The sequence below is a fragment of the Marinilabilia salmonicolor genome (assembly GCF_003003035.1).
Classification (GTDB): Bacteria; Bacteroidota; Bacteroidia; order Bacteroidales; family Marinilabiliaceae; genus Marinilabilia; species Marinilabilia salmonicolor_A.
The window spans coordinates 1-20,118 of the sequence record NZ_PVTS01000027.1; the positions used below are offsets into that span (position 1 = coordinate 1).

At 37.9% G+C, this 20,118-nt stretch carries 16 protein-coding genes and 1 pseudogene; 11 read left to right on the forward strand and 6 right to left on the reverse strand.

Features of this window, described 5'->3' with window-relative positions; all coding sequences use genetic code 11:
* Positions 1–98: 98 nt before the first annotated feature.
* Positions 99–380, forward strand: a pseudogene (locus BY457_RS17975) (CatB-related O-acetyltransferase); the annotation flags it as partial.
* Between the two features lie 94 nt (positions 381–474).
* Here BY457_RS17975 and BY457_RS17980 read toward each other — a convergent pair.
* From BY457_RS17980 to BY457_RS17990, 3 genes are all read right to left on the reverse strand, one after another.
* Positions 475–762, reverse strand: coding sequence for a superoxide dismutase (locus tag BY457_RS17980; RefSeq protein ID WP_106154719.1), 288 nt, complete (start codon positions 760–762; stop codon positions 475–477).
* 99 nt (positions 763–861) lie between these two features.
* Positions 862–1,311 carry a VOC family protein gene (locus BY457_RS17985; protein ID WP_106154720.1) on the reverse strand — a complete coding sequence of 150 codons (450 nt, stop codon included), beginning with the start codon at positions 1,309–1,311 and terminating at the stop codon, positions 862–864.
* 317 nt (positions 1,312–1,628) lie between these two features.
* Entirely contained in the window at positions 1,629–2,807 is a 1,179-nt protein-coding gene (locus BY457_RS17990) for an acyltransferase family protein (protein WP_106154721.1), read from the reverse strand.
* Positions 2,808–3,135: 328 nt separating this feature from the next.
* On the opposite strand from BY457_RS17990, the gene BY457_RS17995 reads away from it, so the two are divergent.
* Positions 3,136–3,570 carry an N-acetyltransferase gene (locus tag BY457_RS17995; RefSeq protein WP_106154722.1) on the forward strand — a complete coding sequence of 145 codons (435 nt, stop codon included), beginning with the start codon at positions 3,136–3,138 and terminating at the stop codon, positions 3,568–3,570.
* A gap of 1,669 nt (positions 3,571–5,239) precedes the next feature.
* Here BY457_RS17995 and BY457_RS18010 read toward each other — a convergent pair.
* Complete coding sequence (locus BY457_RS18010; protein WP_146131011.1) at positions 5,240–5,638, reverse strand: carboxypeptidase-like regulatory domain-containing protein; 399 nt, start codon at positions 5,636–5,638, stop codon at positions 5,240–5,242.
* 1,340 nt (positions 5,639–6,978) lie between these two features.
* On the opposite strand from BY457_RS18010, the gene BY457_RS18015 reads away from it, so the two are divergent.
* On the forward strand, positions 6,979–7,437 hold the full coding sequence (locus BY457_RS18015) for a helix-turn-helix domain-containing protein (protein WP_106154726.1): 459 nt from the start codon (positions 6,979–6,981) through the stop codon (positions 7,435–7,437).
* A gap of 337 nt (positions 7,438–7,774) precedes the next feature.
* Here BY457_RS18015 and BY457_RS18020 read toward each other — a convergent pair whose 3' ends face one another.
* Both BY457_RS18020 and BY457_RS18025 read right to left on the reverse strand, forming a co-directional pair.
* A complete protein-coding gene (locus BY457_RS18020) occupies positions 7,775–8,902 on the reverse strand; it encodes an ATP-binding protein (RefSeq protein ID WP_106154727.1) in 1,128 nt (375 codons plus the stop codon).
* A gap of 4 nt (positions 8,903–8,906) precedes the next feature.
* Positions 8,907–9,251: a hypothetical protein gene (locus BY457_RS18025; RefSeq protein ID WP_106154728.1), complete on the reverse strand. Its 345-nt coding sequence runs from the start codon at positions 9,249–9,251 to the stop codon at positions 8,907–8,909.
* A gap of 2,408 nt (positions 9,252–11,659) precedes the next feature.
* Here BY457_RS18025 and BY457_RS18040 point away from each other — a divergent pair.
* From BY457_RS18040 to BY457_RS18075, 8 genes are all read left to right on the forward strand, one after another.
* Positions 11,660–12,088, forward strand: coding sequence for a helix-turn-helix domain-containing protein (locus BY457_RS18040; RefSeq protein WP_106154730.1), 429 nt, complete (start codon positions 11,660–11,662; stop codon positions 12,086–12,088).
* A gap of 40 nt (positions 12,089–12,128) precedes the next feature.
* Positions 12,129–13,106 carry an SDH family Clp fold serine proteinase gene (locus BY457_RS18045; protein ID WP_106154731.1) on the forward strand — a complete coding sequence of 326 codons (978 nt, stop codon included), beginning with the start codon at positions 12,129–12,131 and terminating at the stop codon, positions 13,104–13,106.
* Positions 13,107–13,159: 53 nt separating this feature from the next.
* Positions 13,160–13,453, forward strand: a complete 294-nt coding sequence (locus BY457_RS18050) for a hypothetical protein (RefSeq protein ID WP_106154732.1) — start codon at positions 13,160–13,162, stop codon at positions 13,451–13,453.
* A 32-nt stretch (positions 13,454–13,485) separates the two neighbouring features.
* The gene (locus BY457_RS18055) at positions 13,486–17,262 is read left to right on the forward strand and encodes a hypothetical protein (RefSeq protein ID WP_106154733.1); all 3,777 of its coding nucleotides are present in this window, start codon (positions 13,486–13,488) and stop codon (positions 17,260–17,262) included.
* 36 nt (positions 17,263–17,298) lie between these two features.
* On the forward strand, positions 17,299–17,958 hold the full coding sequence (locus BY457_RS18060; protein ID WP_106154734.1) for a hypothetical protein: 660 nt from the start codon (positions 17,299–17,301) through the stop codon (positions 17,956–17,958).
* Positions 17,959–18,100: 142 nt separating this feature from the next.
* Positions 18,101–18,418, forward strand: a complete 318-nt coding sequence (locus BY457_RS18065) for a hypothetical protein (RefSeq protein ID WP_106154735.1) — start codon at positions 18,101–18,103, stop codon at positions 18,416–18,418.
* A 350-nt stretch (positions 18,419–18,768) separates the two neighbouring features.
* Positions 18,769–19,659, forward strand: coding sequence for a hypothetical protein (locus BY457_RS18070; RefSeq protein ID WP_106154736.1), 891 nt, complete (start codon positions 18,769–18,771; stop codon positions 19,657–19,659).
* The gene (locus tag BY457_RS18075) at positions 19,607–20,032 is read left to right on the forward strand and encodes a hypothetical protein (protein WP_106154737.1); all 426 of its coding nucleotides are present in this window, start codon (positions 19,607–19,609) and stop codon (positions 20,030–20,032) included. The genes BY457_RS18070 and BY457_RS18075 overlap by 53 nt, the downstream gene beginning before the upstream one ends.
* The last annotated feature ends 86 nt before the right edge of the window (positions 20,033–20,118 follow it).

A 20,118-nucleotide genomic window follows, 5' to 3' on the forward strand; every position in this document is an offset into this window, starting at 1 on the left:
ATCCACATCACACCTGCCGAAAATTTCAAAGAACTTTTGCCGCAATTTATTGATAAAAAATTACTCCAGGAATAAGGTTTTGCTGGGGTGGATACATTAAAGGTGATACTGTAATTGGTAATGATGTGTGGATTGGCTCATCTTCTACGATAATGCCAGGGATAAAGATCGGCGATGGTGCAATAATAGCAGCCAATTCGACAGTAACAAAGGATGTTGAATCTTATTCTATAGTTGGGGGCAATCCTGCCACTGAGATAAGAAAGAGATTTCCTGATGCGAAGATTAAAGAACTTTTAGAAATGCAATGGTGGAACTGGCCAATTGAAAAGATAACAGAAAATCTTGAATACTTGACAGGTAGAACCAATGGCGAGTGAAAAACTCAGAACGGCTCAATTGTGTATTCACACTTGTCAGGAGCCCCGGTTTTACATACATTCTTTGTTGGTCTTAAATCAAACAGGACATTTATTATAAGATCATTAATCGTGAGAAGCCAGTGTATGGATGTAATTCCATTATTTCAAAATTGGTTATTCCTTTTTTTACCAGGGGCAAATTGTTTAATAGTTGGTTGGCTTCATTTCTGTTTTCACATTCAAGAATAAGTACGGCATTCTTTTTTTCGGAGAAGTAAATTTCGCGTAAATGATCTGAAAGGACCAGCTTATAGGCTGATTTAGCTTCCTCAATTAGCGTTTTAGATTGTTTTTGCCAATCAATGGTTTTTAATTCTTTTTCTAATGCTAAAATTTTCATTTCTTCCAGTTTTTGAGAGAATCAATGGTTCATTATTCAGATTTTCACGTACCCAGAGTCTTTGACATCGCTACAAAAATTAAATGCCACCGGACTGAATTATTCCCACTTTTGAATCTCAATAATATTGTTTTCCGGGTCTCTGGCATAGGCAACCCAGATTTTGCCAATGCCTTTTATTTCAGTCTTAACGACCTGTCCAACTGCTGAGCCCCCATTTGCCAGGAGTAGGTTTAGTTTCTCTTCTACATTTTCAACAGCAAATGCGATATGTCCAAATCCTTCTAAATTAATTAGTTTGGTTTTATTTTTTTTGTTGTGATTGTACTCAAAGATCTCTAATGTGGGGCCTTCTGAACTATACCCAGGAAGCAATAGATGGATACCTTTGATTTGTGCTTTGCTCAAATCGGTTAATTTATCTAACCAACTTCCGGATAAATCTCTTTCAGGAGGCATCGGTTTACAATTAAAAACCTTTATGTAAAAACCAGCCAAAGCTCTCCAGTTTTTGCTGATCAAATTGATGTGTGAAAATTTTGTTTTCATATTCAATTTAGAATTTAAGGAAATTCAATTGGAAATTTCCTTAGTCCCCGATGCAATAGGGGCAGGCAATGCAATCGGTATTATCTGGTAAGACACCTGATTAAAGGCAAATTCTTCTTAGTTTTTAGACAGATTGTAATTAACCTGGATTATTCACAAATTATCTATTGCGATGTTCAACTACCTGCTAAATTCTGGCGTCCTCAATAAAATTGATTTGAAAATAGTTCACTATTCCCTTTGTCAATTTTATCTGCGGTTGCCTGAATTTATTGGCATTTGAACATCTCATAACGAAAACTCATGAATAAACCAGGTTAAATGTACTGTCTTATGATACTTATTTTGTGCAGGAAGTGACTTGTCATCCAGCTTAATGTTAATGTAGAGATAAAGGTAATTAGAAACTTTATGAATGCATGCACTTCCAGTGTTAAAAGGAAATACTGGCTCCATAAGACAAAAATGTAATGGATGAGGTAAATCATATAGGCATTTTGGGAGATTGAATCCCACCAGTAGTTTTCTGTATTGATAAATCTTCGAAATGTGGTTATTAATGCGATACTGCTAAGTGTACAGGAGGCTGAAAAAACGATAAGGTAGATCATCCAGGCATAGAATTGACGGGTTGCTCTTTCTTGTATCCAATCTGTCAGTGGAGCTGCAATTGTGGTTAAGATTGTATAAACGATCAGGGCCAGAGAAACCCAAAGCCACCATTTTGTCACAATCGGGGATTCAGGATTGAAAAGTGTGTTGCTGAAATCGGTGGTTCCAATTTTTATCCCTATAAAAAAATAGCCAAAGTAGAGGAGAATTCGACTTAGTTGGAAATCAAAGGGGCCAAAGCCAACCCAGGTTCCTGCTCCAACATAATACGCCAAGGGAACATAAAGGATCCATGTGACCACAAAAATAATGGCCATGAATTTTATCGGATGATTTTTGAAAGCCTTTATTATTCTGCCGGATAGTTGAACTGTTTTTGACAGAAAGAACCAAGTGCCTGCGAAAATGAGATTAAAAAGGAAAAGTACCCATATAAACCATGGAGGCCCCCCCGGCCACCTTTGAGCAATGAAGAAGTCTTGAATGTAATGAAGGATATTGGTGTCGTTTGTTGAGATAAAGAATGGGGGGAAATAGGCGATGAGCATAAAGAGTGTTCCCAGTAGAAGGAATGGAATGAAAAGTCTGAAGAACCTTTCGCGGATGAAAATCGATGGGCCCTTTTTTATGATGCTTCGGGAAAGGAATAGTCCACCAATGAGGAACATGAGTGCCATAAAGAAAACATCATTGAAGTTTTGGAAGATATCCAGTCCTACCCATCTGTGGGAATCTACAACCGGATGTGTTGAGTTGATGTATGTGTCGTTGTCAAACCATGCAAATGTGGTGTATGAAAGTGCAGAGTGGTGGGCTACGACCATTATTGTGATGGTTGATCGGAGATTGTCCACCCAGGGGTTTCTTTTTGAATTGTTTTTCATGATGAGGTGAATTGTTTTATTTAAGGTTGGTTGCAATAATAGTTGTTAATGAGAAGTGTCTTCGAGTGTGAGTGGTTGTTAAGCAGTTGTTTAAGTAGTTTTTAACAACCCGAAATTTTTTGAGGGAAATGATTGTTGTTGTAACATTGCATCAGGTTTAGGGGCCTTTTATTGATTGGTTTTCCGGCCGGGTTTCATGATTTCCGGCCGGAACTTCATTGTTCATAGGCCATTTGTGGGCAAATACCGAGATTCAGTTAATGAATAGTTATTCATTTTAATTTTGCGAAGTAGGAGCAGAAGCTTGTAGGACAAAAATAGTTTAAAAATGATAAGAAAGCTACAGGATAATCAGGGTGAAATAGCAGAAGTTTGCAACCTATGGCTGGAAGGGTCGATTCAGTCGCATGATTTTGTTTCGGAATCTTACTGGCAGTCGAAGTTGGAAGATATGAAAACGCACTATCTACCCAACTCAGAAACTTATGTACTGGAAGAGGACGGAATAATAAAGGGGTTTATTTCGCTTGTAGATGACAAACTTGCTGCCCTTTTTGTTGCACCAGAATATCAGGGGAAGGGGGTTGGACATGAGTTGCTTCTCCACGCGCAACGGTTGAGCGGAAATCTGAAACTAAACGTATATACCGAGAATTCGAGAGCTGTTACCTTTTATGCCAGGAGGGGATTTCGCTTTGTAGGGTTGCAAATGGATCCAAATACCGGTTGTGAAGAATTTGTATTAGAGTGGAAAAATGAATAATCAGTGGTGAAATGAAATAACACAGGTTTATTTGCCGTTTGACAGGTTAGGGGTTGTTTGACGCCAGCAACCCCTAACCATTTTATTGTTATTGATTTTGGCCTATTGAGGCATGGAATTTTGATTTTGTATTTGGGGCAAGAATTTTAAAAACTTATGTCGGGACTAGTCCGGTATATTGTTCTTTTTGGCATTGCCCCAAAAAGGTCTAGTCCGTTTAAACCTATCAGCCCGCATCAGGCTTAATTTCCGGCTTAAGTGTCGTATCCTGCATAAAATAATGCACCAAGTATCATTGATTTTACTTTTTTCGGCATGATAAAAAAATCACGTAGCTAAGGCTATGCTCTTTTTTCTCATATTGAAAAAAGCAATATCAATTTCAACTTTTACAATATTTTATTCACGAAACGACACTGCCGTCATCCCTGAAGCCGCCCATTAAGCCTTCTCTCCATCCGCCGGCCCGGAAAACGGACGGGCCCTCGCGCCGTTTGGACAGTTAGTTTCGTTTTTTCTTAAGAGGAATCTGTGGAATTGTGGGTAAAGGGATTTCATCCCTTAGACCCTGACCTACTTTTTTGTCTTGATACAAAAAAGTAGGCAAAAAACTTATTAACATGATTATTGCTACACTCAGCATTGTTCAAGCAAGCTTGACACTGCTTTCGCTAAACGCAATAATTATTGAATGAATATTGCTGCGTTCGGCATTATCCAAGCAAGCTTGGCTACTGTTCTCACTTATCGCAATATTTCAAGACTGAGCCAGCTTTCGCACTAAAAACTACGGTTCTTTTATCGAAATCGTCAAAACTCATCTCGCTTGCTGCGCGCCCGAGATTCAAACAGAGACGATTTTACGATAAAACAACCTTGTTTTTAGGCTTACCTGGCAAGGTCGGATTCTTTAAGCCAGACCTTTCGTTTAAGATAGCTTTAAGGCTTCCTGCCACTGCCGGCCCGGAAAACGGACGGGCCCCCGCGCTGTTTGGATAGTTAGCTTCGTTTTTTCTTAAAAGGAAACTGTTGAATTGTGGGTAAAGGGATTTCATCCCTTAGACCCTGACCTACTTTTTTGTCTTGATACAAAAAAGTAGGCAAAAAAGATCAAGACTGCGCCAGCTTTCGCACTAAAAACTACGGTTCTTTTATCGAAATCGTCAAAACTCATCTTGTTTGCTGTGCGCACGAGATTCAGACAGAGACGATTTTACGATAAAACAACCTTGTTTTTAGGCTTATCTGGCAAGGTCGGGTTCTTCAAGCCAGCCAGTGCGTTTAAAATAGTTTTAAGGCTTCCCGCCACCGCGGGCCCGGAAAACGTACGGGCCCTCGCGCTGTTTAAACAGTCACTTTCGTTTTTATCTTGGAGTAATCTGAATACTTGTGAGAGATTGACGACTATTTTTTATGCACGAAACGACACTGCCGCCATCCCTGAAGCCGCCCATTAAGTCTTCTCCTCATCGCCGGCCCGGAAAACGGACGGGGCAGTGCGTCTATTATCACCATAATTCATGGAAAAAGCAGGTTGAAAACCTCAAAGCAAATAAGATTGTTCGGCGGAGGGATCTTGTTATTATGAGGTATGATTGGATTTGGATTTTTAAAGAGTATATGGTCAGATTCCATAGAAAAAATGTGTTACAAGGCCCTGATTGCTTCATTAAATTTTATTTTTTGCCGGATTTCCGATAAAGAAACTACCTTTTTTAAACCGGGATTTTGTTGTTGGTTTTTTGGCTTTCTTTACCTTTTTTTCCGGAATGATGATAATGATGAATGAGTTTTCTTCCTCAATATAGAGCTGCTTAAAGCAGTTTGGTTTTTCATTTAGCCATTCTATTTTTATATCTTTTGCTGATTTGACGCTGCTTTTCAGAGATCTTTTGTCAATAATAAATGTCAGGCTCCAGAAGGAGTCCTCATTTATGGAGATTGAAAAACGGCCCGAATAATCGGAGAGCGTACTGCGCATGGATTCCTTTTCCAGAACGTGGGCCTTAGGCAAGGGGCTTCCGGTTGCTTCAGATATAATTCCGGTTGTTTTTTGTGCTGATACCATATTGATGGAACATAGTATGAAAACCGGAATACTCAAGAGCAAATAACAGCCAGATTTATGTCCATGCGATAGAATGCCGGACAATGACGGGTCAACTTTTATTTGATTCAGATGTTTCAAACCATTGAATAGATGTTTAAGGGTGAGGGTGGTTGCGTTGGTTGATGATTATTGTTTTTTGAAAATGACAGTGGTATCATGAATATTTCTCATTTTGGTTTGCTGCTTGCGCCGGCCCGGAAAACGGACGGGCCCGCGTTGTTTAGATAGGAAGCTTCGTTTTTTTGCCAAAAGCAATCTTTTGAATTGTGCAAGGTTGATGACTTAATTTGATGTTTGTTACTTCTTGTTCTTTTTGGCATCGCCCCAAAAAGGAACCAAAAAGGTCTAGTCCGCTTAAACCTATCGGTCCGCATTAGGCTTAATTTCCGGCTTAAGTGTCGTATCCCGCATAAAATAATGCACCAAGTATCATTGATTTTACTTTTTTCTGCATGATAAAATAATCACGTAGCTAGGGCTATGTTCTTCTATTGTTCTTTTTGGCATTGCCCCAAAAAGGAACCAAAAAGGTCTAGTCCGTTTAAACCTATCAGCCCGCATCAGGCTTAATTTCCGGCTGGCCCGCCATCCCTGAAGCCGCCCATTAAGCCTTCTCTCCATCCGCCGGCCCGGAAAACGGACGGGCCCTCGCGCTGTTTAAACAGTCACTTTCGTTTTTACCTTGGAGTAATCTGAAGACTTGTGAGAGATTTACGACTATTTTTTATGCACGAAACGACACTGCCGCAATCCCTGAAGCCGCCCATTAAGCCTTCTCGCCACCGCCGGCCCGGAAAGCGGACGGGCCACCGCGCTTTTTGAACAGTTATCTTCGTTTTTCACTAATAACAATCTTGAAAATAGTGAGAGACTAAGCCTATATAGAGACAAAGAACATTAGCCTGAGCCAGCTTTCGCTCTAAAAACTCCGGTTCTTTTATCGAAATCGTCAAAACTCATCTCGTTTGCTGCGCGCACGAGATTCAGACAGAGACGATTTTCCGATTAAACAACCTTGTTTTTAGGCTTACCTGCCAAGGTCGTATTCTTCAAGCCAGTCTTTACGTTCAAGATAGCTTTAAGGCTTTCCGCCATCCGCCGGCCTGGAAAACGGACGGGCCCGCGCGCCGTTTTAATAGTTAGCCTCATTTTTCCTCTAAAAACAATTTGTTGAATTGTGAGAGGTTGAAGACTTACAGTTTAAATTTTATTTCTACTTTTGGGTATTCCAATTTCTACAACAGTACGTTTTCTGTCGATGCAATAATAAGTGTTTCGGGTTATAAAACTCAAACCTTATGAGTAGTATAACTTATCGAAAAAGAAGCATCAAACAACTTTGGATTATGGACAAGAGGACAGAAAACAATTATTTTTCCATTTTAGACAATCGGCAAATCGGAGAGAATATAGCCCGGTACCGGGAGCAGCGTGGTATGGATGTTGCCCGGATGGGAGACCAGATTGGTGTGAGTATAGAGGAATATTTGAAGTATGAAAAGGGGGAGTTGGATTTCAGTATCCGGCTTGTTCAAAAAATCGGGGAGGTGCTAAAGGTGGATCCGTTGTTGTTATTATCGTCAAGACCAGGGCAGTTTATAGGTGGTATTCATCATTCGCCATTTGGTGGAATAGGCAATTATGTGGGCGGAGATTTTCAGATGCAGGATGAGCAGCAAACCCAGATGACCCTGAAACTTATGGAAAGTATGTTGAAGCTGAGTGAGCGGATGATTGAGGTAATGGGAAAGGGGTGAATTTGTTGATGTTGGCAAAGAAATTTGTGCCAGAATCTTTTCGGGTTTCGTTGATGTTAATTTTCAAATCAAAAGTATTTTAAATATTTTTCAACAGAGGATTTTATCCCTAAACCCTGTTGCCGCCTATGGATTTGTAGGGTTTTGATTTTTCAAAGTCAACCAAAACTATTTTGGGGCAAAAAAATATTTCATGAGTATTACTACGTTCGGTATTCAAGTAAGCTTGATATTGCTTTTCCTTATCGTAAAAATCCAATACTGAGCCAGCTTTCACCCTGAAAACTACGGTTCTTTTGAGTACCCTTATGGTTGGTCTTTTGGGGGAGTATTGTGGTTACATGAAGCTGGTCATTTCTGATTTTGCTTCTGAGGGTTTTTGCTTAGGACCTAGGTAGAAATAGAAAGCACTTCCTTTACCAGGTTCAGACTCCAGCCATATTTTTCCCCCTGCACCTTCGATGATTTTTGAGGCTAGTGTGAGGCCGAGTCCCATTCCGGGGTTTATACGTGTATGGTCTGTTTCAATCTTCTCGAAAGCGTTGAAGATGGATGCCTGATTTTCAAGAGGAATTCCTGCACCTGTATCTTTGACAAAGAAAACAGCGTTTTGATTATCGTCGGCAAAACAGCCAAATTCCACTACTCCCTGATCGGTAAATTTGATGGCATTGCTCAGGAGGTGGATCATAACCTCCTGGAGGTATGCCAGATTGGTTTTCAGTGAAAAGTTTTCCGGAAGGTTGAAGGCGGTTTTGATAGAAACCTGTGACTTGCTGTAAGCCTCTTTGAGCGCATCAGCTTTAAGTTTCAGGTTGTCACAAACTTCGGATGGTTGCACCACATCGTCGGGGCTGAAACGAAAATCTCCCGCCTGTAAACGAGAGAGGTTGAGTAGGGAATCGATAAGGAGTAGGAGCTCATCGGTTTTGGCGTGTAGCATACCGGCAAAATTGCCTTTTTCCTCATCCGGGATGTCTGAGTAGAGTAACACTTCAGTTAAGCCTTGAATGGCATTAAGAGGAGTTCTGATTTCATGTGATAAATTCCGAAAGAATTGTTCTTTGATTTTTTGGGATAGGGAGATCTTTTTCTCGAAATTCTTAGTTCGGTTTAACTCGTAATCTCTGAATAATTCTTTTAGTTTAGTTAGTGAAAGGATCCCATGAAAATTTTGGTTGCTGTCAATGACTGGAAGAGCAGGTGCCTGGGTTCTGTGCATGAGTTCCAATGCCTGGTGAATTGTGGCATCGGGAGCAATAGACGGTTTTGGTGTAAGGCAATCGGCGACCAGTTTTTTCTGTCGTTCAAAGACATCAGAGACGGTAAGTAGCCCCTGGAATGAGTTGTTATTTTCCATCACGACAAAGAACTTTTTTTCTTTTAGTTCCTCTTCAATGATGTTAACTCCGGTGAAAAGTTCAGTTTTTGGATATTCTTTTTCAATGTAAGGTGTGATAATCATGGTCTCAGGTATCTATCTCAATGGTGTCGTAATGCACTTTCAATTGAAAGTCCACCTTGAGGATTTCGGAAGGCGAAATATACGGAATAACTTTCTCTTTTAAAATTCCCATGACGTGATTCAATTCAATTTTTTTAAGGATCCGTCTATTAACAAAGACTACTTCCACATTAGGATGTTCCAAATCTACTGTTTCGAACTCATTGGGAACCAGTAGCTCGAAGAGTTTTGTTACTCCTTTTTTCCCCTGTGGGGATTTTCTGCCAACAATGAGAATGTCTTCGAAAGGAGGGAGTTTTACTTCTTCGAAACCAAGGTTAACAGAGTACTTAGTAGAATTGCTGTTCATTCGTATATATTTTAAATTGTCAGAATCATTAAAGTACGGAACATAATTGATGAAAGTTTCAATATTTTTTGGATTATGTTTTAGAATTTCTCATTTAGAAAGGGATTTCATCCCTTAAACCTTGACCTACTTTTCTTATCTTGATATCACTATTGTCCGGTAAAACAATAGCTTTTCTTTTTTGCGCTCAAGCCGCGCGGGCTTTTACTTTTTTTGTTCATGATTTTGCTTGTTTTAAAAGGTAATCACGATTTCCGCTTCACTTCAATTCTACAGCAAAAAAAAGTAAACAAAAAATGCCGTCGCGCATACAAATTTTTAAAAATCAAATCATTTCCCTAAAATTCGGAAACTCGCTACGCTCAAACAGTCCGGATTTACCTCATTATTTTGTCTGCTTGCAAAGGCATTCGATGAACTCGCAAGCTCGTTTCTTAACGGAAAATGATCTGATTTTCTTAACGAAATTTGTCTGAAGCGATTCCAAGCCCGGAACATTCCTAAGTGGCTCTAAAGTCTTAATAAAGTTGGCTTCTATAAAATTATATTTTGTTTTTACCGGACACTATTGTCTTGATACAAAAAAGTAGGCAAAAAAATTATTAACATGATTATTGCTACACTCGACAGTATTCAAGCAAGCTTGATACTGTTCTCGCTAAACGCAATAATTATTAAATGAATATTGCTGCGTTCGGCATTATCCAAGCAAGGTTGGCTATTGCTCTCACTTATCGCAATATTTCAAGACTGAGTCAGCTTTCGCACTAAAAGCTACGGTTCTTTTATCGAAATCGTCAAAACTCATCTCGCTTGCTGCGCGCACGAGATTCAGACAGAGACGATTTAACGATAAAACAACCTTGTTTTTAGGCTTACCTGGCAAGGTCGGTTCCATAGCAACATCCTTAATTCCTTTGCGAAAATAGATTTATGGGCTGCTAAAATAGTCAGCGGCCCTATTTAAAATCTATTTTATTGTTCTTTTTGGCATTGCCCCCAAAAGGAACCAAAAAAGTCTAGTCCGCTTAAACCTATCGGCCCGCGAAAGCCAAAATTTCCTCCCATTGCGCAATGCCTTGAAAGTCGCCCATTTTGGCTTTCCGCCATCCGCCGGCCCGGAAAGCGGACTGGCCAGCGCGCTGTTTGAATAGTTAGTTTCGTTTTTTCCTAAAAGCAATCATTTGAGTTGTGAGAGGTTGATGACTTGATTGGATGTTTGTTTTTTTGTTGTCCTTTTTGGCATTGCCCCAAAAAGAACGAAAAAAGTCTAGTCCGCTTAAACCTATCGGCCCGCGAAAGCCAAAATTTCCTCCCATTGCGCAAGGCCTTGAAAGTCGCCCATTTTGGCTTCCCGCCATCCGCCGGCCCGGAAAGCGGACGGGCCACCGCGCCGTTTGAATAGTTAGCTTCGTTTTCACTCAGAGAAATCTTTTGAAAAGTGAGAGGTTGACTGCTTATTTTGATATTGAGTTTATCTCTTGTTCTTTTTGGCATTGCCCCAAAAAGAACCAAAAAAGTCTAGTCCGCTTAAACCTATCGGCCCGCGGAAGCCAAAATTTCCTCCCATTGCGCAAGGCCTTGAAAGTCGCCCATTTTGGCTTCCCGCCATCCGCCGGCCCGGAAAGCGGACGGGCCACCGCGCTGTTTGAACTAAAGACTTGTTTAAGCATTATATTTACATTTGATCAGTAAGTTGTTGATAATTTATTTTTGGTACGAGATTCAGACAGGGACGATTTTACGATAAAACAACCTTGTTTTTAGGCTTACCTGCCAAGGTCGGATTCTTCAAGACAGTCAGAATATTCAGGGTCTTCATTTTAAGGTGTTCTAAAAAAGTCAACCGCCTAATTTTTATTTCTTAATTATTGTTCTTTTTGGCATTGCCCCAAAAAGGAACCAAAAAGGTCTAGTCCGCTTTATCCTATCCCCCCGCGGAAGCAAAAATTTCCTCCCATTGCGCAAGGCCTTGAAAGTCGCCCATTTTGGCTTCCCGCCATCCGCCGGCCCGGAAAGCGGACGGGCCACCGCGCTGTTTTAATAGTGACTTTCGTTTTTCCCTTGGAGTATTCTGAAGAATTGAGGGTGGTTGAATACTTGTTTACTTGAGATTCTTTTCTAATACGGTCAGGGTTGTTGAAAAATGAAGTGGGGATAAAGCAAAGGGCTTTTGTATATAGAAAAGAGATGGTATTCTCCAGAGCAGACTTTTGAATGTGGATTGGGATAATCGGAAATTTCTCCTATCTTGCATAATCAAACTTTTCGTTAAAGAAGTTAAAAGATTAATAAATGTTTAATGCGTTGAGTTTAAGTGGTAACGGTTTTTTGCCTTCGGAATTTTCGTTATCCTTTCCGTTGTATTTCTGAATGGCGGAGCTACTCTACACTAAAACCCTAAAGTCATGGACAACAACGATCAATTTACTGTACTCGAAAATAAAAAGATAGGCCGTAATCTGGCGCTTTACCGCAAAATGCGTGACAAGAAGGCTCTGGAAGTGGCTGAACACCTTGGTCTGAGCGAAGCGGCTTATACGAAGTATGAACGGGGGGAAAGCAAAATTACGGTGGAACTGGTGCAAAAGGTTGCGGAGTTTTTGAAGGTTGATCCTATCTCCGTGCTGATGTCTCAGCCGGAATCTTTTATTGAGAGTTTTAATAATTCGCCATTTACTGATTCTCCGGGAGCTTCTGCAGGAGTTGGAAATAGTAGTACTATTGGTGATAATTACAATGCTACTAACGATAAGCAGGCTGAAATGATGGTTAAGCTTATGGAGAATATGCTTAAGCTGAGTGAAAGGATGCTTGAGATGATGGAGAAGGGGTGAAGATATTAAAAATTGTAAAATTTCAATAGTTCATTACATTATGGCTGAAGAAGAAAAAGCGACCAATGCATCAAATGAAAATATGGATAAAAAAAATCCAAATACGGTTAAAAAAATTAGTATTGAGGATTTAATTAAAGGTGTGTTTGACGGATATGGTTCTGATGCTACTGAGGATGGAAAAAAACGGTTTAACCAAATTTTGACAAAATATCTAAAACAGGAAGCATCAAAAAACAACTGCTATAAAGAATATAATATTGTCGTCTTATACGATGAATCAACTCTGGTAAAAGGAGATGCCGACAGCATTTATAATGCTGTTACAAAATTTACTGACGAAAAGAAACCACTATTATTAATTCTGTATTCTAGGGGTGGTTCTGCTGCATCAGCATATTTAATTGGGAAATTATGTAGAGAATACAGTGATGGTTCCTTTGTCGTTTCTGTGCCTAGATTTGCCAAATCCGCAGCAACGCTAATTACCTGTGGAGCAAATGAAGTTCATATGGGGAGTCTTTCAGAATTAGGTCCAATTGATCCGCAAATAAATAGATTACCTGCTTTAGGATTGAAAAATTCAGTAGAACATATCGCTGAGTTAGCTAAAAGATATCCTGAAGCTTCAGATATGTTTGCAAAGTATTTAAAAGATAGTTTACCCCTAATTAACCTTGGTTACTATGAAAGGGTTGCTGAATCAGCAGTTCAATATGCAGAGAAACTTTTAAACACTCATTCTCATTTATTGCCAAAGGAAGGAAAAGATATAGCATATGAACTGGTTTATAAATATAAAGATCATGGTTTTGTAATTGATAGTTATGAAGCCATGGAGATTTTTGGAGAAAAAATAATAAAAAGCAATACTGATGAATATCAATTAGGTAATACTATTTACAAGGCTCTTGATATGGTAAGTCGTTTTTTTGGTTTTTTAAACTATGACTTTTATTTTATTGGTTCGTTTGATTCAGAAGCAAATGTTATTAAAAGAGCAGCGGCTAATGACTAAATGTTCTCAATTAATTTATAAACAATGGAAATTATCCCTAAACAATTTTAAAAATGGCAAAATCAAAACAAGAAATAATCAAAGAAATAGAAAGTTTCATGTCCGGAAACCTTTCTTCTTGGTATGTTGGGATTTCCGAAGATCCAAAAGAAAGATTAAAGGCGCATGGGGTTGCTTTTGAGCCAAGTAATACTTCATGGATTCACATAAAAGCTCAAGATGATAAGACATCTCGAGAAATTGAAACATACTTTATTAATAAAGGAGCTGATGGAGGCGATGGAGGTGGAGATGAAGATGCGAAATTTGTTTATGCCTATAAAAAGAATAGCCAAACAAAACCATAATTAAAGTTTACCTGTCCTATAAAATAACCCTTATGCTTCCAATTGATCGTACAGAAATAGAAACTTGGGGGAAAAGGCATGAATCGAAAGGAGAGTTTCCGTCTTTAATCTCAAAACTTATTTTTGAAACAACCCCAAGAAGTACTTATTTAAAAGTACCTTCCGGGAGTGCGGTATTTCTGAAAGGCTGGGATGGCGTTGTTCATTGTCAGGAAAATATGAATTTTGTTCCTGTTGGAATATCTCTTTGGGAGTTTAAAACCAATGGGGATAAATCGCAAGCGGAATCGGACTATAATAAAAGGACGGAGAATAGTCTAGGATTTAACAAATCTGAGGCATCATTCATTTTTGTAACCACAAACTATTGGGAAGACCAAGATAAAGAAAAATGGGTTGAGGAAAAGAAAAATGAAAATGAATGGGCTGATGTTCGGGTTTATGATTCAATAACCCTTCTCAATTGGTTGTCAATTGCTGAGGTAACATCAAAATGGTTTATTGAAAATATTTTAGGACGATCCTACAGTAATTGCCTAACGATTGAAGATTTTTGGGAAGAATGGTCTGTAGGCCCTAAAGGGAGAGGACTTGATCCCGAATTGGTTTTGGCTGGACGAGAGGGTAACTGTCAACAACTAGTTAATTTTTTACAGGGAGAACCAAATCTTGTGGGAGTAAGAGCTTCAACAAAGGATGAAGCCATAGCTTTTATTGTGGCTACCGTTATTAAAACTGGAGGGTATTTTAAGGCGCAATTTTACTCAAAAAGTCTTGTAATTGAAGACCTTTCAGATTTTAGATTGGTTAAAAAGAATGGTTATCAATTAAACTTAATTGTAAAGTTTGAAGATACGACTTCTTTACATAGTGCTGTAGGGAGAAAACATCATGTTTTACTACCGCTGGGGCCTGATGACGGATTTAATTCAAAAGATATCATTGAGCTTCCTATCCCTGATCGGGATGGCCAAATTCAAGCGTTAATAGCTTCAGGTTATTCACAGGAAAAGGCTGAAAAGTTTTCGAGAGAGGCTGGAAGAGATATTACTATTTTAAAAAAATTATTAGGCTTTCCTTTAGATAAAAAAAAATGGCAATACCAAGCGGAAATAAAGGAACTGGTACCGGCCCTTTTAATTGGACGCTGGAATGAAACCAATGAAGGGGATAGAAAAACTCTAGAAATTCTTTCAGGAGAGGCATATGATAGTTTTTCTGAAAAACTTCAAAAATGGACTGACGTTGAATCTCCGCCATTAATGAAAATAGGGAGTTCCTGGCGATTAACATCCCCTTTGGATGCATGGACAAACTTATCTAATCAGATTTCCAAAAGTGACTTTGAAAAGCTAAAAAAAGTTTTTCATAATGTAATGGAGGAGATAAATCCTGTTCTCGAATTGAAACCTCATGAACGTGTCATAGCCCCGTTAAAAGGGAAAGAATCTTCTTATTCTTCATGGTGTCGGGAGGGAATAACTCAGTCTATGATTTTAATTGGACTGCATGGAGATAAATTGGATTTTCCATTTAATATTTCTTCTCAGGCTTGGGTTGATGAAATAATAAAGGAATTACTATACAAAGCTTCAGGTGATCTTTGGGTATCGAGAGAAAATGAAATGCCTTTAATTGCTGAAGCTTCGCCAAAATCCTTTATTAATTCGGTTTATCATTCTTTGTCCTTAAAGACGAAGCCAATTATGGAAATGTTTAGAGAGGAGGAGGGCCTTATTTCGCCTACCAGTCATCATTCCGGACTTCTATGGGCATTAGAAGGATTGGCATGGAAAGAGGAATTTTTATATGATGCCACATTTATATTAGCCCGATTATCGGCACTGGATCCGGGAGGAAAATTGGCTAACCGTCCATTTAACAGTCTTAGAGAAATCTATAAACCGTGGCACTACCAGACCTTTGCAACTTTAGAGGACAGAGTTAGGACGCTCGAAAAGATTTTGAAAAATGAATATGAAATAGGTTGGGCTTTATTATGCGATATGCTTCCAAAGGGATCGAGTATTGCAGCTCCGACACATAAGATGCGTTGGAGATTGTTTGAGTCTAGTTTTAATCAGAGGTATACTTGGGACGAAATTTTTGAAACTCATGCCCGAGTTTTGGATTTGCTTCTGAAACACTTTGATTATTCAGAGAATAAATTGATTGACTTATTGATAAATTCTCAGTCAGATCAAATATTACCAACTTTCCGAGATAAAATGCTGACTTTTATTGAACTAAATATTGAAAAAATAAATATTGAAAAAAATACAGCATGGCATGAGCTTAGGAAAATTTTATCCAGGCATAGGTCATATCCGGATTCAAAGTGGGCTTTAAGTGAAGAGTTATTGTCCAGGTATGAAAATATCTACGAAAGGATACAGCCTGTTGATTCGATTGAAAAGGTTTTATGGATGTTTAATAGTAAATGGCCTGCATTTCCTGAGGGCAGTGAAAGAAAAGATATTAAAATAAAAGAGAAAGAAGAATTAATTAAGAAAAAAAGAACCGAAGGGCTTATAGCAATTCATGAGAAATATGGATTTTCAAAGTTAAAAGAATTAGTTAAAGAAGTTAAAGAACCAGGTGTTTATGGTGATACTTTAGCCCGAATTATTGATGAAGAAGAGAAAATTCTTGAATTGTGTGAATATCTAAAAAGTAGTGAAAGGAAAGAAGTCTATTTTGTTCAGCAATTTATCCGTACCAAGTCATTTGAGGATGGTATTAATTGGGTTTTTGAATTATTTGAAAAGTTAAAAGACTATTCAAGCTTTTATTTGGCCAGAATCTTTCATCTGCTCGATCAAGATATTCAAGTGTGGAAATTTATTGATCAGACTAATTCAGAAATTTCAACTAACTATTGGAGAGAGATGCCTCCACACTTCTGGGGATTACCTAAAGATGATTTGGTTTATGGTATTAATAAATTATTGAAAGTTAAAAGGTTTATTAGTGCTTTGGAGATCGCTTATCATGAGCCGGAGAAGCTGCCATCTGAGTTATTGGTTGGAATACTGATGAAAATGATTTCTCAAAATTCAGAGGAGCATCTTCAAATTGATCAATACCAGGTAATAACTGTTATTGAAGAGATTGAAAGGAGAGCAGATGTTGACAGGTCATTACTTGTGCGCTTAGAATGGTTATATCTTCCTTTCCTAACCTCATATGGACATGGACATGAACCAAAAGTCCTTTATGAAGAATTATCGACTAATCCTGATTTTTTTATTGAAATATTATCCTTGGTTTATAAATCAGAAAAAGAAAATGCCGATAAAGAAGATATTGATGAGTCGAAAATTTATTTGAGTAAAAATGGGTATGAGCTTTTACGAAGTTGGAACAGGATTCCAGGTGTTGATGAAGAGCTTAACATTGACGAGGTTTCTTTAATGAACTGGATTAGCAATGTGAGAGAAAAAGCTATAAAAACCGGGAGGATAGAAGTTGCAGATAATCATATCGGTAATATGCTTGCTGAATATCCCGAAAAAGAAGAGCCTTGGCCGCCAAGGGAGATTTGCAAGATTATTGAAAAAATCAACACTCAAAGTTTAAAAAGCGGATTTTTCTCTGGTGCCTTCAATAAAAGGAGTTTTTCTTCAAGAGGGCCTTTTGATGGAGGAGAAATAGAAAGAGGTCATGCAAAGTATTTCCGGACTCAGGCCATCCAATTTAAATATGATTTTCCTATGACAGCTGAGGTGCTTAACAGTTTGGCCGATAGTTATGAACGAGATGCAAAAAGGATGGATGAAATTGCGGAGAAGGATAAGCTTGATTTTTGATAAGGTGTGTTTTGCCCATTTGGATAAACAAATATTATGAGTGGATTAACCGATAAGCAATATAAAACCCGTTGGGGCGAAATCAAAAAAGTTTTGAAGGAGCGCCCGTTATTAGCATATAAAGTAAATATTCCGTTGGAGGAATGGGATACTTATATGTTTTCCTATCCTTCCCATCAGGAAATAGACAGGATTTATGATGAAATCATGACCGATAGGAAGGAAAAGACTTTAAGAGTGAAAGAAGGATTGTCAAAAATTGTTGGTTATAGGGAATCCAAAGAATTCTCCAGAAGAAGTGGGGTGTCAGATAGCAGTATTCGACAAATACTTGATGGAAAAAAAGAAAGGGCTGGTTATGACATCATTAATAGATTGGAGTTATTTTTATCTGTTACAATGGAGGAGTTTGAACCTTCCCCTGAAAACCCGCTAAGCGTAAGAGAATTTGCTCAAAATTCCATAGCTTATATAGCTTCTCAACTTAATAAAGTTGCCGAAAACTTAAAGGGTTATTGTTTTGATTTGACTGAAATGGTTAGAAAAGAAAATAAGCGGTTTGATTTTTTTGGTGAGAGAATTTCCCCTTCAATTAGAATTGAACGGAATATTGAAAGGTTGAAGGAGATTAAAGATGGGATTGATATGCTGTGGGAGAATTATATTGATGGAAATGAAAAGAAAAAAGTTAAATGAAGAATGTTTTTTGTAGATAAGTTGAAATGAGTCAATTGGTTGATGAAGGTTGTGAAAGGCGGAGAGCCTGGATTAATCAGGAAATGGAAAAAGCAGAAATTGGTTTTTCTTATCCTGCAAGTGATCATGCACCGCATTGTTTATGGACATGCAAATTGCTTATTGTTCTGGTGCCTGGATTTCGGTTATTGTGATGTCGGTTGCTGTTATTGATTCTCATTTGAGAGAAACTGAAGCTATGGATACCTCAGTTGGGACTGCAAAATTATTGAAGGATTTATATGAAGGAGAAGGGATTGATTGGTTGAGAAAGTTACGAAACAAGTATGTTCATCATAATGTGGATAATCCCCTTTTTGGTATGAATGATTGGTATAACAGACAGGCGGAAATGGAAAAGGATGCCACCAAGGCTATGAAGATGACAATTTCTGCTTTGTATCAAAGTCCCAGGACTTGATTTTTGCTTCGAAATAGCACTATGCAGGTTACGGGTAATTTTGTAAAGTTACCCGTATCTGATCACAATTCCAAGATGTCCAGTTTTTTTTGTAATAAACTGGACATCTTAAATTTTTTCGAATCTGACTGGGGTTGTTTACTGGTTTGTTTTTCTGTTTGTTAAAGAGATTTTATTTCCTGGGTGCATGGATTTACCTATGTTAATGAAGTTGTTGAGGTGGTGGAGGAAAAGTCATGAACCCCGGATTGGTATAATCCCAGATTTCTCTTATCTTGCTTAATCAAACTTTTCGCTAAAGAAGTTAACAAATTATTAAATATTTTATACGTTTCCTGCTTAATTAGTTTATGAATCGACAAGAGTATTTTGAAACTGAAGAAGGTCAAAAAAGATTGCATTGGAAACGATCCGCAAGAGAGATGTGTTTTGAAATAACTCAGGAACCAGGGACGAAAAAGTCTTTAAAGATTGGGGACAAAAGGCATTTTAGAAAAGCGGTAAGAGAACAACTTCAAATAATTAATAGAAAAGCGTATAGGGGGGATATTATTCTCATAATTGATTATTATACAACCGAAAACTATCCACCACCTCTTCAAACGCTCTCCAAAAATTACCTTGATTTGTTGCATGAGTCTAAGCTAGAGGTAGATAAATTTGAAAACATTTTATTTAAGGATGATAGTCAAATAAAAATTTTAATAGCAAACTACCATCTTAATGAATACGGAGATAACAGGCCGAAAGTACGCATAACTACAAACTCGTTAAAGAACTTTTTTGAAGATATTGCACTGGCATACCGAATATTAAATAATGATTTTCTTGATGCTGATTTTTCGAATAATTATAAAATAGATGACTATTTTAGGGAACAGGAGTTAGATGATGATGTATATGATGATTATGCTGATTTAATAGAGAATAAGGAAAAAATCTGTAAAACATGGGGCGAAAAGGTTTATCGAGCCCGTGAATATATGTATAAAACAGAGATACAAGGAAGGTATTTGCAGCTAAATAGAATATCCATAAGGGATTTAATTGGTTTGTATCAATCGGAATTCTCAGATAACAAAAAAAATATTCAAGATAGAAAGTTTAATAAATTATGGAATGTTACGAAAAACTATGTTTTTATAGCATCCGATTTTTTTGATTTAGGGAAAGCTCCATCCGAAAAAGGTGAATCAAAGAGATTTAAAGAACAGTTTAAAAAAACAGCTGGTAGAATTTAAAATAAAATACCCTGTTCTGTTTCCGTTACTCATACCAGTGAGTATTATTGTGCTATATACACCTCCAAGAAAAAATGTTATTGATTTAGATAATCTTGCAAGAAATTATATTGTTCCATTTATTACTGAAATATTAAAACCCCCAGCATCGCATGTAAGGGTATTGGAGAAATACCATTTAAAAAAAATAGCTTCCAAGCCGATTCAAAAATATTCCTTGAATTCATTAACAAGTTATCAAATACTATATCTTCCAAGAAACATTAATTCTCCTATTAATGGGGAAATTAAGTTTGTTATTACTAACGGAAATACCATTTACCAGAACGTGAAAACCACAATTGACGATTTAATTAGAGCATGGCAAGAGTAAAATACAAAGTCGAATTTCTACAGTTGGAGTAATTTGGACTATATGGGTAAAGATTTGATCTAAATTGTATTTTGGGCTGGTGTCTT